Here is a 14512-nt window from a genome sequence, read left to right as displayed (position 1 = left end):
AGGTTTTAATCTGCAACCACTTTGTTGAGGTTCTTTCTGCTATCGAGAGAACGTCGTTAGCGGACCAGCTGTCATGCAGCGCTGGAGAGATATGACCAGACAGAAATTACTGGCGCAGAGCGAGTGCCCGGTGGCGAGGGCGCTCGAAGCCATCGGGGATCGTTGGGTGCTGTTGATCATCCGTGACGCCTTTGACGACGTTCGCCGCTTCAGCGACTTCCAGAAGCGCTTGGGGCTGGCCAGGAACATCCTCGCTGCAAGGCTCAAGCTGTTGGTCGAGTTGGGCATATTTGAAGTGCAACCGGCGTCCGACGGCAGCGCGTACAAGGAGTATGTGCTGACGGAGATGGGACGCTGCGTTTTTCCTATCGTGGTGAGCATGCGCCAATGGGGCGAACGTTTTCTCTTCAGCAAGGGCGAGCGTCATTCGGTGCTAGTGGACAATGACCTGGCGCAACCGGTCGAGACGCTCATGGTCCGTTCAACGTCTGGCAAGACGTTGAACCCGGAGGATTGCCATCGGCGCCTGGTCAGGCGTTAGCCATGGCGCTGAAGATCAGTTTCCCGCCTGAAGCAGATGCACTGCCAGACCGACGAGCGCGCAGGCCATGAGCACCTGAATGACGCCGCGTTTGAAGCGCAACAAGGCAATCGCCGCGGCAACGGTGATCAGCGCAGCGGGCCAGTCGAACGTGCCGTTGAAGCCATTCGGCCAAAGCACGTGGTAACCGAAGAAACACGCCAGGTTGAGGATTACCCCAACCACCGCGGCGGTAATCCCGGTGAGCGGCGCGGTGAACTTGAGCTCGTTGTGGGTCGACTCGACCAGCGGGCCGCCCGCAAGGATGAACAGGAACGAAGGCAGGAAGGTGAACCAGGTCACCAAGGCCGCGGCGACGGCACCTGCCAGAAACAGTTGATCGGCGCCGAACACTTGCGAGACATAAGCCCCGACAAAGCCGACGAAAGCCACCACCATGATCAGCGGTCCAGGGGTGGTTTCCCCCAGCGCCAGGCCGTCGATCATCTGTGCGGGGGTCAGCCAGCCATAGTGTCCGACTGCGCCCTGATACACATACGGAAGCACTGCATAAGCACCGCCAAAGGTCAGCAATGCGGCCTTGGTAAAGAACCAGCCCATCTGGGTCAAGGTGCCTTGCCAGCCAAACAGGGCGGTCAGAACCCCCATCGGCACGCTCCACAACAGCGCGCCGGCGAACACCAGCAGCGCAAGTTTCAGCCAACTGAAGCGGGCATGCTCAGGAGGAGGGGTGTCGTCATCGATCACGGCAGGGCCGAAGGACTTTTTCGCCGCGCCATGGCCCCCGACCCTGAACTTTTCCGGGGCTAACTGGCCTCCCACATAACCGATCAGGGCGGCACCCAGCACGATCAGTGGAAACGGGACATTGAAGGCGAAGATTGCGGTAAACGATGCCGCGGCGATTGCCCACAGCCAGTTGTTCTTCAGCGCCCGCGAGCCGATCCGGTAGGCCGCCTGTACCACGATCGCTGTCACCGCGGGCTTGATGCCATAGAAGAGCCCGGCCACCACCGGTACGTCGCCGAAGGCGATGTACATCCACGACAGGGCGATCAGGATGAACAGCGAGGGCAATACAAACAGCGCTCCGGCGATTACACCGCCCCAGGTGCGATGCATCAGCCAGCCGATGTAGGTCGCCAATTGCTGGGCCTCGGGGCCGGGCAGCAGCATGCAGTAGTTGAGGGCGTGGAGGAATCGCCGCTCGGAAATCCAGCGTCGGCGTTCCACCAGTTCCTGGTGCATGATCGAGATCTGTCCCGCCGGTCCGCCGAAGCTGATAAAACCCAGCTTCAGCCAGAACCAGAAGGCTTCACGCAAACTGACAGGTTCGGGCCTCGACAGATCGATTGCAGGCGCAGATTCGGAGACCTTACTCATTGGCTTTTTCCTCTTTCACAAACTCGGCAAGCAGACCGTCGAAGATGGCACTTGCAGCGGCCAACAGCGGGTCGTCATGGATAATGGTTTCGCGCAGTCCTGCCAGCACGCGTTCGATACCGGCAGCCTCCACAGGCTGAATTCCGCCGATGTCGAGGTAGTGCACTAACGCAGCGATGCGGTTCAGGCCAGGCCCTTGAAGTTCAAAACTGGCTTGCAGCGTTTCGAAGGTCACGCGGTTGCCGACATGGCTGAAGGTCGCCTCGTCGAAATCAAAACCCAGCGCATCGGCCGGACAGTCCCGAGGGTGGTCCAGCCAGAGGATCCGAGCCTGCGGATCAATGAACCGGCGGATCAGCCAGGCACACGCCAGGCGGTCAACCCATGGGCGCTTGCGGGTTGCCCAGACACGACCCTGATAGTCGCCCAGGCTGAGCACGGTTATCGGTTGTTCGCGACTATGCGGTTCGTCCATCGACAATACCCTGCTGACCGCCGTCTCCAGCGCTTGCAAGGCGGCGTCGATCTGCTGCTTCGGCTGGCCTGGAAAGTAATCGATGCTGGTCAGTTGCTCGTAGGCTTTGCGCAGCTTGCGGATCTGCCTGGTACTGGCCAGCGCATTCTCAGCCGTGAGCTGGCTCCGGCACTCCTCGATCTCGATGCGTAGTTTGCTGTAGTCCTCATTGCGCTCGAACAACCCGATAAAGCGCTCCCCGTCTGGGTCCACCACAGGCAGGACAAAGGCGGTGCCGTTGATGGCGAGGATATCGCGCTCAACCGCGGCCAGCGCTTCACGACAGGCAAGCGTATCGGGCAACAGGTAGGCACCATCGCGCAGAACCGCCGCCCCAGAGGCTTTTAGAGCACGCCAGGCGCGCATGCGCTCTGTCGCATTTGCGGTCGGTAACCCGAGGATCAACGCCAGCCAATTATTCATGTAGTTATTGATATAAAAAATGTAGATATCGCTACATTAACCCTACGAAAAGAAATTGCAAAGGTGTTTCAACAGACGCGGCTGATATCTTCCCCGCATCCCTCAAAATTTTTGCATCCACCCCTCACTTTTTTGAATTACCACCCCCGCACACTTCCTCGGCAAAATTCCCCGCATGCAGCAACGGTCACCGAAAAAATTCCAGCTCCACGGACGGAGCCCATTAGGTATTGCCCCTCGCGATACTCAGCCCAGCCTTTTTGCGCGGTTTTTTTACTGCCAGGTACCCATTTCCCCATGTTTTCCCGCCGTCTGAACAACGGGTTTACCCGGCTATTGCCGGCTCCGCTGAACATCCCCCCTAAAGAATGGTTACGCGCAGGCTTTGGTGCATTGCTCGGCCTGTTTCTGGCTGGCGTCGCCTGTAGTTATGCCTTTAACAGTACGGTAGCCCTGCACCTGCTCGGGCCCCTGGCGGCGTCGGCGGTGTTGCTGTTTGCCGTGCATTCCGGGGCACTGGCGCAGCCTTGGCCCTTTGTCGGCAGTTATGCCTGCGCAACGGCGGTCGGGCTGATGTTGCATCACTGGTTCGGTTCGGCGCTGTGGGTGGCGGCCTTGGCGCTGGGGCTGGCGCTGGTGGTGATGTGTTTGCTGCGTTGCCTGCATCCACCGGGCGGCGGGGTGGCGGTGAGTGTGGTGCTGGCGGATTCGTCGCTTACGGCGCTGGGCGACAAGCTGTTTGAGCCGATCATGCTCAACGCCCTGGTGCTGGTGGCTGTGGCGGTGATCTACAACCGTCTGACCGGGGTGCGTTATCCAAAGACCGCGGCGCCACGCAAGGATTTGCACCACACCGCCGATGCGCTTCCCAGTGAGCGGGTAGGGGTCAGTGGTGCGGACCTGGATCAGGCGTTGGAGGAGTTGGGCGAGTTTGTCGATATCACTCGCGATGAGCTGGAGCGAATCATTCTGGCCACCGAGCAGCATGCGTTGCAGCGTAGCCTCGGCGGGATTACCGCGGCTTCGGTGATGTCGCGGGATGTGCAGCAGGCAACGCCTGGCACGAGCTTGCAGCAGGTCTGGCAGCAGTTGTCGAGTCACCACTTGAAGGCGTTGCCGGTGCTGGATGAGGCGCGGCAATTGGTGGGCATTGTTACCCTCAGCGATCTGGCCGGGGCGGCCATGGCACAGGGGCGTTTCAGTTGGCGTGGGTTATTGCGCCGCCGCCAGCTGCGGGTGGAGCAGATCATGAGCCGGCCGGTGATCACGGTGCGCAGTGATGAGCCAGCGGTGGCGTTGATTCCGTTGCTCAGCGAGCAAGGGCTGCATTGTTTGCCAGTGCTGGATGGGCAGCAACTGGTCGGGGTGATCACCCAGACCGACCTGATCGCCGGGCTCAAGCGGCACTTGCTCAGTGCCGCTGCAGGGTCAGATCACCGGGTCCCAGCGTTGTGACCAGTCGCTGTCACCGTCGGCCACCAACTGGCGCAGTATTCTGAAGGCCTGCTGCAGGGCTTCGGTGTCGCGCTCGCGGGCGTGCACCAGGTAGGTGGGGTAAGTGAACTCCGGCGCCTGCGGCACGCGCTCGAAGATGCCGCTGTCCAGGTAGCTCTGGACCACGCGGGTGCGAAAGTAGCCGCTGCCACCGTTTTCGAGGATGAACTGCAAGGCCAGCGGGCCGAGGTTGAAACTCAGGGCCGGGCGCGCGCATTCGGGCAGGGCGGCGTCGTGTTGGCGGCGGAAGGCCTGGCCCCAGTCGATGTAGATGTAGGGCTCGGGTTTGTCTTTGCGGCGGATGCGGATGAGCTTTTCTTCCATCAGCTGTTCGACCTGCAGGCCCGGCCCGTAGGTAGGTTGGTACACCAGTACGGCGTCGAGCACACCCATTTCCAGCTTGCGCAGCAGCGACTCGCCGTCGCTGACTTCGTTGCGGACGGCATGGCTGGGCATGCTCCGGTGCAGGGCACTGACCCAGTCGAGGACCATCGGATTGCCCAGGCTCACTTCGCCACCGATGTGCAGCACCTGATGACAGCCTTCGGGCAGCGGCAGGTCGCGGCGGGCGGCTTCCCAGGTTTGCACCAGCTGGTTGGCATAGACCACGAACGCTTCGCCGTCGGCCGTGAGGCTGGCGCCGCTGCGGCTACGGATAAACAATTGACAGGAAAGCTGTTGCTCCAGCTTCTGCACCCGGGCGGTGATGGCTGTCTGGGTCACGTGCAAGCGTTCAGCGGCGGAGACCAGGCTGCCACTGCGGACGATTTCAAGAAAGGTGCGGGCCAGCTCGATATCCATGGAGGTTGCCGGGTGGGGAAGGTTGCCCATTCTAGTGCGTTTGCACTGAATTGGGGCGAGCAGCTGCCACCAGGGTTTGGCGGGTGGCTGTCTATAGTGAAAGAATGGTTTCAGCGGGAGCCTTACCTATGGAGCTGATCAGTCGAGAACCCTGGTGGCGCACGCCGCCACAACCGGGTCAACGGGAAGAAGACCTGGAGTGGGGGTATCTGGAGATCTACAAAGACGGCCATGCGGTGTTCGTCGAGCAGCGCCCGAGCGACAAGGAACTGGCTGAACGCAAGAGTTGCCGCAACTTCCCCGAGGCTGAGGAATAAATTGCCTTTGCGCATGACAACCCTCAGCATCGGTGTACGAAAGACCCTGCATTCGTTTCCGAGAGTAGACAATGAGTTCACAGGCTGGGCCCGACACACTGCGCATCAAGAACTACACGACCATTGCCGATTGCATTGCGGCTTTGCTGTTTCCACACGCGGAAGTCGTCCTGCACGATCTGCGTAGTCAGGCGGTTATCCACATCGCCAACAATATTTCCAAGCGCAAGATCGGCGATGATTCCGCGCTGGAAGATTTACCTGCGGATCTCGATACGGCGCTGAGCCTGGGGCCATACGAGAAGCTCAATTGGGACGGCCAGAAAATCCGCTCCATCAGCAGTGTGCTGCTCGATGAGCAGGGTGTGGCAGACATGCTGCTATGCATCAACCTGAATGTGTCGGTGCTTGAGCAGGCCAAGGACGCCTTGTTGCTGTTTTTCCAGGCCAGCCGCTTGATCCCTCAGCCGCAGGCGCTGTTTCGGGATGACTGGCAGGAGCGCATCAATACCTTTCTGCACACCTGGCTGCAGCGCCATAACCTGGGCCTGAATGCCCTGGACCGTGAACACAAACGGGCGCTGGTCGAGGCGCTGTACCACGAAGGCGCGTTCGAGGGGCGCAGCGCCTTCGATTATGTGGCCAATGTCCTGTCGATGGGGCGGGCCACGGTGTACAAATACGTCAAAGCCATCAAGCAAGGTCAGACAGCCTGACAGCAGGCCAGGGCGCAGCGGGCAATCTGTGCGTCCTGCACTGCCACACCGGTGAGGTCGGCCACGGTGATCTGTCGATCATTGCTGCGGCCTTCGACCTTGCCACTCAGCAGTTGCCCCAGTTCCAACAGTTTGCCTCTGTCGATCAGCCCGGCGCTCAGGGCGTGGGCGCTTTCACCATAGCGGCTGCACTGTTCGATGGCATCGACGAACAGCCGGTCTGCCCTGGCCAGCAGCGCGGGTTCAAGTTCCTGTTTGCCGGGGGCATCTGCACCCACGGCAGTGATGTGCGTGCCGGGGCGTATCCATTCACTGCGTAGCAGCGCGGTGCGCGAAGGCGTGGTGGTGACGATCAGGTTGGCTTTGCCTGGAACGTCCTTGGCATCAAGGGTGGTTTCAACCTGGCAACCGAGTTGTTCGGCAAATGCGCGGTAGCGCTCCAGTTCAGCCGGGCGGCGACCCCAGACCAGCACCTGACGACAGTCGGTTACCGCGAGCAGATGCTGCAACTGCATCCTGGCCTGCATGCCGGTGCCGAGGATACCGATGCATTGCACCTCGCTCGGTGCCAGCCGGCTGGCAACGATCTGGCCGGCCAACGCGGTGCGCAGGCAGGTCAGCCAACCTTCATCCTGAAGCAGCGCCAGCGGCTGCCCGGTCAGTGCCGAGAGCACCAGCATCAGCCCGTTGTTGCTGTCCAGGCCCTTGCCGGGGTTGTCGTAAAAGCCAGTGGAGACTTTTACGGTAAAACAGTCTTCACCACTGATGTAGGCAGACTTCACGCAGCAGTCGCCATTCGCCTGGGCAAAGTTGAAGTTCTGCACGCCGGGTACCTGAACCTGGCCCTGGGAAAAGGCGATGAAGCCGGTTTCGAGCATCTGTACCGCTTTGGCGTAGTCCATGCTGTTTTCGAGATGCTGGCGGCTGTAGAGCTTCATTGCACGGCTCCGAGGAATTTTTCCAGCATGATGTTGCGACCGCAGAGGATTACGGCGATTCGTTTACCCTGGAAGTCAGCCGCCATTTTCAACGCGCCGGCCAGAGCGACACCGGCAGCGCCTTCGATGATCCAGCGCTCGTGAGCGGCCACGGCTTTCATCGCTGCGTGGATCTCTGCTTCGCTGACCAGTACTGTGGCGTCGATGACTTGCTGGCAGATCGGGAAGGTGATGCTGTCGGGCTCGACACCACCGGCGGTGCCGTCGGAAATGGTCTCCTGTTCGTCCATCTCGATGATGCGTCCCTCCTGCAACGAGCGCTGCAAGGTCGGCGCGTTCTGCGGCCAGCAGCCGATCACCTGGCACCCGGGATTGAGCTGATGCAGCACGGTACCGATCCCGGAAATCATCCCGCCACCGCCGACGGCGACGAACACCGCATCAAGCTGCGGTTGTTGCTCCATCAGTTCCATGGCGATGGTGCCCTGGCCGGCAATGACCTGCCGATCGTTGTAGGGTGAAACGAAGAGCTTGTCTTGCAGCTGTGCCTGGCGCGCAGCTTCCTGTTCGACGCTCAATGGATCGCAGTCCAGGGTGATCACCTGGGCACCGAGGGCGCGAATGGCGTCGAGCTTCAATGCCGAGGCACTTGCGCTGGCGTATACCGTGACCGCTACGCCGGCGTTGCGACCGGCCAGGGCCACGCCCTGGCCATGGTTGCCGGAAGAGGCGGTAATCAAGCCTTTGCTGCGTTGCTGTGCGTTGAGCAGGCGCACTTTGTTGCTGGCGCCCCGGAACTTGAACGAGCCGGTGTGTTGCAGATGCTCGCACTTGAGAAACACCTCGCAGCCGCTGAGTGCGGACAGTTTGGCACTATGGCTCAGCGGCGTGACTGCCACCGCGGGCCGCAAGGCCGCATGGGCTTGCTGGATGTCGGCAAACAGATCTGGGGCGTTGGTGCGGAAGGTCATCTTGAATAGCCCTGATGTGGAATATCAATCCACCGTAGATTATAATTCCACATAAGGCAATCGGTTTTTTATCGCACCACGGCCAAATGCAGGTTCAAACGTATCAACCTGTGCCGAGTTCGTCATCGCGCCGGGCTAAAGCGATCAAGCCGAAACGGCAGGGTTCGGGCAGTCTGGACAGTCTGCTCAAGGAGATGACCATGATCCGATTGACCCTGTCCGAAGCCCGAACGCTTGCGCATTCGATCCTTTTGCACAACGGCTTCACGGCTGATCACGCCCAGGCGGTGAGCGATACCATCGTTGCCGGCGAGCGCGACGGTTGCGCGTCCCATGGCCTGTACCGGGTGCTGGGCTGCGTCAGTTCGCTCAAGGCCGATAAGGTGGTGCCCGACGCGCGCCCCGAAGTGATCGACCAAGCGCCCTCGATAGTGCGTGTGGACGCCGCCGGCGGGTTTTCACCGCTGGCGTTCCAGGCCGGCCTGCCGTTGCTGCAAGCCAAGGCCCGGAGCAATGGCATTGCGGCGTTGGCAATCAACCGCTGTGTACACTTTTCTGCCTTGTGGGTTGAGATTGAGCAACTGGCCGAGGTCGGCTTTGTCGCCATGGCGTTTACCCCGAGCCATGCCTGGGTCGCGCCAGCCGGCGGGCACCAGCCGGTATTCGGCACCAACCCCATCGCTTTTGGCTGGCCGCGGGCGGGCAAGCCTGCTTATGTTTTCGATTTTGCCACCAGCGCCATCGCCCGTGGTGACATCGAACTGCACCGGCGTGCGGGCAAGGCGATCCCCGAAGGCTGGGGCGTGGACGAACACGGTCAGCCCAGCACCGATCCCAACGTGGTGCTGGACCGTGGTGCGATGCTGACCTTCGGTGGACACAAGGGTTCGGCATTGGCGGCGATGGTCGAGCTGATTGCCGGCCCGTTGATTGGCGACCTGACCAGCGCCGAATCGCTTGCCCATGCCGGCGGTAGTAAATCCTCGCCCTACCATGGCGAATTGCTGATTGCCCTGGACCCGAAGCGATTCCTGGGTGACGCCGCCGATCAGCACCTGGCCCGAGCCGAAAGTGTGTTTGAAAGCATCGAAGGGCAGGGCGCGCGGTTGCCGTCTCAGCGTCGATATGCAGCGAGGGCGCGCAGTCTGGTGGAGGGGGTAGAGATTCCAGAAGCCCTGTACAACGACCTCAAGGCGCTGCAAGCATAAAGAAAACGCCCCTGCATGCAGGGGCGTTCTTCGTACGCCTACAGCGCGTCGCGGCTGCTCTGGCCGTCGACCAGGCGGGCAATAGCCAATGGGTTGGCGTTCTGCAACGCTTCAGGCAACAGTGCATCCGGGCAGTTCTGGTAGCACACCGGGCGCAGGAAACGGTCGATGGCCAGGCTGCCAACCGAGGTTCCACGTGCATCCGATGTAGCCGGATACGGCCCGCCATGCACCATCGCATCGCAGACTTCGACGCCGGTCGGGTAGCCGTTGAACAGCACGCGGCCGACTTTCTGCTCCAGCAGCGGCAGCAGCCCGGCGTGGGCTTGCAGGTCCGCTGTTTCGCCGATCAGCGTCGCGCTGAGCTGGCCATGCAGGCCGTTCAAGGCTTGATGCAATTCGCTTGTGTCAGCCACTTCGACCAGCACGGTTGCCGGGCCGAAGACTTCTTCCTGCAACAGCGGATCACCCTCGATCAGCAGTTTTACATCCGCCTTGAACAACTGCGGCTGGGCTTGGCTGCCCTGTTGCGGGTGCCCCGTCAGGTGTGTGATACCCGGGTGAGCGAGCAACGCCTGCACGCCCTTGCGGTAGCTGGCGAGGGTGCCGGCATTGAGCATGGTTTGCCCTGGCTGTTCGGCCAGTTGCACTGCCAAGTGCGCGGTGAAGGCACTGAACGCGGGGCAGCGAAGGCCGATGACCAGCCCCGGATTGGTACAGAATTGCCCGCAGCCGAGTACCACCGAGGCGGCCAGTTCGCGGGCGATTTGCTCGCCACGGCTGGCCAGCGCTTGGGGTAACACCAGTACCGGGTTGATGCTGCTCATCTCGGCAAATACCGGAATCGGCTGTGGCCGCGCGGCCGCCATGTCGCACAGTGCGCGTCCCCCCTTGAGCGAGCCGGTGAAACCGACTGCCTGGATTGCCGGGTGTTTGACCAGCGCTGCGCCGACGCCGGCGCCGTAGATCATGTTGAACACGCCTTTGGGCATCGCGGTCTGCTCGGCGGCGCGGATGATCGCGTCGGCGACCACTTCGGCGCTGGCCATATGGCCGCTGTGCGCCTTGAATACCACCGGGCAGCCCGCGGCTAGCGCGGCGGCTGTGTCACCGCCAGCGGTGGAGAAGGCCAGGGGAAAATTGCTGGCACCGAACACCGCGACCGGGCCCACGCCGAGGCGGTACTGGCGCAGGTCGGCGCGCGGCAACGGTTGCCGATCCGGCTGCGCGCGGTCGATCCGTGCGCCGAGGAAGTCGCCCCTGCGCAGCACCTGGGCAAACAGGCGCATCTGTCCGCTGGTACGCCCGCGCTCACCAAGGATGCGGGCATTGGGCAGCGCCGTTTCGTCGCTCACCAGCTGGATGAAATCATCCCCCAAAGCGTCCAGTTGTGCGGCGATGGCTTCGAGAAATTCTGCCCGCCGCACAGGTGCGAGGCTGCGCAATGCCGGGTAGGCCTGTTGTGCAGCGCGGGCGGCAGCGTCTACCTCTTCGGCTGTGGCCTGATGGAAACGATAGGGCAGGGCTTCACCGTTGCTCGCTTTGTGGCTGAGCAAGGTGACAGTGCCAGCGGCGCGGCGCGCGCCGCCGATGTAGTTGTGGCCGATGATGTCCGGCATGGAGCACTCCTGATGAAGGGTTGGGTCAGGCCAGCGAGCTGCCCTGGCGAACAGGCGCGGTTTGTCCGGCGGCTATGCGCGCGGCGGCCTCGGCGTCGACCGCATGCAGCGACTTGCCACGGGTCTCGCGGGTCAGGCCGACGGCGACGATCGAGATCAGCGACGCGCCGACCAGATACCAGGCGATCGGGGTCGAGCTTTGGTACTCGTTGAGCAGGCTGATGGCGATCAACGGCGCCAGGGAGCCGGCGAAAATCGGCGCGACCTGGTAGCACAGCGACAGGGCGGTGTAGCGCACGTGGGTCGGGAACAGCTCAGCCATCAGCGCCGAGTAGGGCGCGTAGGTCATCGATTCGATGGCCAGGCCCAGGGTGATCGCCGCCATGATCAGCCAGTTGTTGCCGGTGTCCATCATCGGGAAGCCGGCAAAACCCCAGAACGCCGTGAGCACCGCGCCGGTGAGGTAGACCGGCTTGCGCCCGACCAGGTCGGACAGGTAACCCATCAGCGGGATCAGGAAGAAGTGCAGCAGGTGTGCGCCGAACATCAGCAGGAGGATCAGCGAGGTATCCTTGTGCACCACCAGCTTGAGGTAGGTGATCGAGAAGGTCACCACGGTGTAGTAGAGGATGTTCTCGGCGAAACGTGCGCCGATCCCCACCAGCACCGCACGCCAGTGATGGCGCAAGACCTCGACCACGCCCAGTTGCTGCTCGGCCTTCTGCGCCTGGCGGGCCTGGGCCTCTTTGAAAATCGGCGCGTCGTCGACGCTGGTGCGGATCCAGTAGCCGATCAGCACCACCACCGCCGACAACCAGAAGGCGACACGCCAGCCCCAGGCGAGGAACTGTTCTTCCGAGAGACTACTCGACAGTGCAAGTAAGGCCACGGTCGCGAGCAGGTTGCCGGCCGGCACCCCGGCTTGCGGCCAGCTGGCCCAGAAGCCGCGGCGGTTGTCCGGACAGTGTTCCGACACTAGCAGGATGGCGCCGCCCCATTCGCCGCCAAAGGCGAAACCCTGGATCAGCCGCAGCAGCACCAGCAACGCCGGCGCGGCATAGCCGATGCTGTCGAACCCGGGCAGGCAGCCCATCAGGAAGGTGGTGATACCGACCACCACCAGGCTCAATTGCAGTAGGCGCTTGCGGCCGAATTTATCACCGTAGTGACCGAACACCAGTCCACCCAACGGGCGGGCGAGGAAGCCTACGGCATAGAGGGCGAAGGCGGCGATGATGCCGTCGATGGGGCTGTCGGTCTGGCGGAAGAACAACTGGCCGAAGACCAGTGCCGAGGCCGTACCGTAGAGGAAGAACTCATACCATTCGGCGACGGTACCGGCCATGGCCGCGGCCACGACACGTTTCAATCCCGAGGGGGTGGTTGCGCTGGAAGGGTGACTGGACATGCTGGCGGTTCCTGTATGGGCGCAAAACAGGCCGGCCGGCTGCCACGATGGAGCCGGCCGGGCAATCACTCAGAGGCCGACGTCCGGCAGGTGCGGGCGGTTGGCCAGGGCCTTGGCCATGATCTGCTCGACGTAGACCCGATCCGCTTCCGGCAGGGCCAGGCGCGGCGGACGGGTCAGCGCGCTGCCGCGACCGGCGATGGCTTCGCACAGCTTGATGCACTGCACCAGGTCGGCGCGGGCATCCAGGTGCAGGATCGGCATCAGCCATTCGTAGATCGGCATGGCCTCGGCGAAGCGCCCGGCCTTGGCCAGGCGAAAGATTGTCTCGCCCTCTTGCGGGAACACGTTGGACATGCCCGAGACCCAGCCCTGGGCGCCGACTGCGATGCTTTCCAGAACCACGTCGTCCAGGCCTGCGAAGAGCACGAAGCGGTCGCCGACTTCATTGCGCACGTCGATAAAGCGCCGGGTGTCGCCGGAGGAGTCCTTGAAACACACCACGTTGTCGCAGTCGGCCAGGGAAATCAGGATGTCCGGGGTGACGTCGTTTTTGTAGATCGGCGGGTTGTTGTAGACCATCAGCGGCACGTCGGTGTGTTTGGCCACATAACGGTAGTGCTCGGCGGTCTCGAACGGCTTGGAGCCGTAGACCAGCGCCGGCATCAGCATCACCCCGTCTACGCCGACCTGGCGTACCGCGTTGGCCACTTTGGCGGCCTGCACGCTGGTGAACTCGGCCACGCCGCAGATCACCGGGACGCGGCCGCGGGAGGCATCGACGGCGACTTCGGTCACGGCAATTTTTTCTTCGGCGGTCAGCGAGGTGTTCTCACCGACCGAACCACAAACCACCAGCCCCGAGACGCCATCGCGGATCACATTGGAAATCACCTCGTGGGTCTTTTCCAGGTTGATAGAGAAGTCGTCGTTGAATTGAGTGGTGACCGCAGGGAAGACGCCGCTCCAGTTTACGTACTTGCTCATGGTGTTCTCCGGTTGTTTATTGTATTTCGTATACGATATTAAAAGTGTGTGAAGTCGACCAGTGTTTTTTTCGTGCGTGGCTGATCGGGTTTTAAGAATGTTTGTAAATCAAGGGCTTAGCGCTCAGGCGCCCGGCCAGGTGTCCGACAGCCGGTAGCCTTGCGGCCACGGATCGCTTGGATCGAGGAGCAATTGCTGGGTGCCGGTGATCCAGGCGCGGCCGGAAATGCACGGGTAGATGGCCGCGCGACCGGCAATTTCAGTCTGTGAATCGATGCGGCAGTGGAACTCCGAGCCGATGATCGAGCGGCCGATGAAGCGCTCGCCGACCTTCAGCAAGCCTTTGGCCTGCATCACCGCCATTCGTGCTGAGCAGCCGGTGCCACAGGGTGAGCGGTCGATCTTGCCGGGACGGATGACCACGGCGTTGGCGCCAGTGGCGACATCATTTTCGTACTCGATGGGCGCGGCGATCTGGCAAAAGGAGATGTGCGACCAATCCGGGTTCAGCGGGTGACGAAAACCCAACTGCTCGTTGGCGGCGCGAGTGATCTTCAGGCCGATCTCGACAATCTCCCTGGCTTCGTCCGGGCGAATGGCGAAGCCCAGTTGCCGGGCATCGGCGATGACGAAGCTGTCGCCGCCGTAGGCTGTGTCGACCTGCAGCGAGCCGTAGCCTTCGACTTCGATCCAGGCGTCGAGGCGGTCGGCAAAGGACGGCACGTTCTTCACTTCCACCCGCTGCACTTTGCCGTCACGGCATTCGGCGACCGCTTCGATCAGGCCGCCAGGGGCTTCGAGCACCAGACGGGTTTCGGGCTCGGTCATCGGCAGGATGCCGCTGTCGAGCAGTACGGTGGACACGCACAACGAGTTGGAGCCGGACATCGGCGGGGTGTCGGCAGGCTCCATGATGATCCAGGCCATCTGCGCGCGCGGATCCTTGGCCGGGACCAGCAGGTTGACGTGGCGGAACACGCCGCCGCGCGGCTCGTTGAGGACGAAGTTGCGCAGGGTCTCGTCGTGGGCAATCCAGCGCGATTGCTCCCAGACGGTGACGCCGGGCGGCGGGGCGACACCACCGACGATGACGTCGCCGACCTCGCCTTCGGCATGGCAATTGACGATGTGGATGATCTTTGATGAACGCATTCACGGGACTCCTTGTGTTGAAGGGCGGGGCCTCATCGCC

General features: G+C 62.2%; 14 protein-coding genes. 5 read left to right on the top strand and 9 right to left on the bottom strand.

All coding sequences use genetic code 11. The annotated features are described in order from the left end of the window. Nucleotides 1-91: 91 nt before the first annotated feature. Nucleotides 92-541, top strand: a complete 450-nt coding sequence (locus ACRESH_RS04495; RefSeq protein ID WP_431740824.1) for a winged helix-turn-helix transcriptional regulator — start codon at nt 92-94, stop codon at nt 539-541. A 15-nt stretch (nt 542-556) separates the two neighbouring features. Here the strand turns inward: ACRESH_RS04495 and chrA are convergent, their stop codons facing one another. Further along, on the bottom strand, nt 557-1924 hold the full coding sequence (chrA, locus tag ACRESH_RS04490) for a chromate efflux transporter (RefSeq protein WP_431740823.1): 1368 nt from the start codon (nt 1922-1924) through the stop codon (nt 557-559). Further along, nucleotides 1917-2861, bottom strand: a complete 945-nt coding sequence (locus ACRESH_RS04485; protein ID WP_431740822.1) for a chromate resistance protein ChrB domain-containing protein — start codon at nt 2859-2861, stop codon at nt 1917-1919. Before ACRESH_RS04485 ends, chrA begins: the two co-directional genes overlap by 8 nt. 297 nt (nt 2862-3158) lie before the next feature. Here ACRESH_RS04485 and ACRESH_RS04480 point away from each other — a divergent pair, with 297 nt between their 5' ends. After that, the gene (locus tag ACRESH_RS04480) at nt 3159-4316 is read left to right on the top strand and encodes an HPP family protein (RefSeq protein WP_431740821.1); all 1158 of its coding nucleotides are present in this window, start codon (nt 3159-3161) and stop codon (nt 4314-4316) included. Here the strand turns inward: ACRESH_RS04480 and ACRESH_RS04475 are convergent. Beyond that, nucleotides 4290-5156 carry a LysR family transcriptional regulator gene (locus tag ACRESH_RS04475; RefSeq protein ID WP_431740878.1) on the bottom strand — a complete coding sequence of 289 codons (867 nt, stop codon included), beginning with the start codon at nt 5154-5156 and terminating at the stop codon, nt 4290-4292. The two genes, ACRESH_RS04480 and ACRESH_RS04475, sit on opposite strands and share 27 nt — an antisense overlap. Nucleotides 5157-5284: 128 nt before the next feature. Between ACRESH_RS04475 and ACRESH_RS04470 the strand changes: the two genes are divergently transcribed. Then, on the top strand, nt 5285-5473 hold the full coding sequence (locus tag ACRESH_RS04470; protein ID WP_431740820.1) for a hypothetical protein: 189 nt from the start codon (nt 5285-5287) through the stop codon (nt 5471-5473). Between the two features lie 71 nt (nt 5474-5544). Continuing rightward, nucleotides 5545-6189 carry a helix-turn-helix transcriptional regulator gene (locus ACRESH_RS04465; RefSeq protein WP_431740819.1) on the top strand — a complete coding sequence of 215 codons (645 nt, stop codon included), beginning with the start codon at nt 5545-5547 and terminating at the stop codon, nt 6187-6189. Here ACRESH_RS04465 and ACRESH_RS04460 read toward each other — a convergent pair. Both ACRESH_RS04460 and ACRESH_RS04455 read right to left on the bottom strand, forming a co-directional pair. Continuing rightward, the gene (locus tag ACRESH_RS04460; protein WP_431740818.1) at nt 6177-7127 is read right to left on the bottom strand and encodes an ornithine cyclodeaminase family protein; all 951 of its coding nucleotides are present in this window, start codon (nt 7125-7127) and stop codon (nt 6177-6179) included. The genes ACRESH_RS04465 and ACRESH_RS04460 overlap by 13 nt on opposite strands. Further along, nucleotides 7124-8098, bottom strand: a complete 975-nt coding sequence (locus ACRESH_RS04455) for a threonine/serine dehydratase (protein WP_431740817.1) — start codon at nt 8096-8098, stop codon at nt 7124-7126. Before ACRESH_RS04455 ends, ACRESH_RS04460 begins: the two co-directional genes overlap by 4 nt. A 200-nt stretch (nt 8099-8298) precedes the next feature. Between ACRESH_RS04455 and ACRESH_RS04450 the strand changes: the two genes are divergently transcribed. After that, entirely contained in the window at nt 8299-9306 is a 1008-nt protein-coding gene (locus ACRESH_RS04450) for an Ldh family oxidoreductase (protein ID WP_431740816.1), read from the top strand. Nucleotides 9307-9344: 38 nt separating this feature from the next. Here ACRESH_RS04450 and ACRESH_RS04445 read toward each other — a convergent pair whose 3' ends face one another. The 4 genes from ACRESH_RS04445 to ACRESH_RS04430 all read right to left on the bottom strand — a co-directional run bounded on the left by ACRESH_RS04445 (nt 9345) and on the right by ACRESH_RS04430 (nt 14472). Further along, nucleotides 9345-10925 carry an aldehyde dehydrogenase (NADP(+)) gene (locus ACRESH_RS04445; RefSeq protein WP_431740815.1) on the bottom strand — a complete coding sequence of 527 codons (1581 nt, stop codon included), beginning with the start codon at nt 10923-10925 and terminating at the stop codon, nt 9345-9347. 25 nt (nt 10926-10950) lie between these two features. Beyond that, the gene (abaF, locus tag ACRESH_RS04440; RefSeq protein ID WP_431740814.1) at nt 10951-12333 is read right to left on the bottom strand and encodes a fosfomycin efflux MFS transporter AbaF; all 1383 of its coding nucleotides are present in this window, start codon (nt 12331-12333) and stop codon (nt 10951-10953) included. 69 nt (nt 12334-12402) lie between these two features. Then, nucleotides 12403-13320, bottom strand: coding sequence for a dihydrodipicolinate synthase family protein (locus ACRESH_RS04435; protein ID WP_431740813.1), 918 nt, complete (start codon nt 13318-13320; stop codon nt 12403-12405). A 123-nt stretch (nt 13321-13443) separates the two neighbouring features. Further along, nucleotides 13444-14472, bottom strand: coding sequence for a trans-3-hydroxy-L-proline dehydratase (locus ACRESH_RS04430; RefSeq protein ID WP_431740812.1), 1029 nt, complete (start codon nt 14470-14472; stop codon nt 13444-13446). Nucleotides 14473-14512 lie beyond the last annotated feature (40 nt).

This window comes from Pseudomonas sp. (assembly GCF_050739775.1).
Taxonomy (GTDB): Bacteria; Pseudomonadota; Gammaproteobacteria; order Pseudomonadales; family Pseudomonadaceae; genus Aquipseudomonas.
Note: the sequence above shows the minus strand (reverse complement) of the source record. Positions and strands in the feature narration are given on the sequence as shown.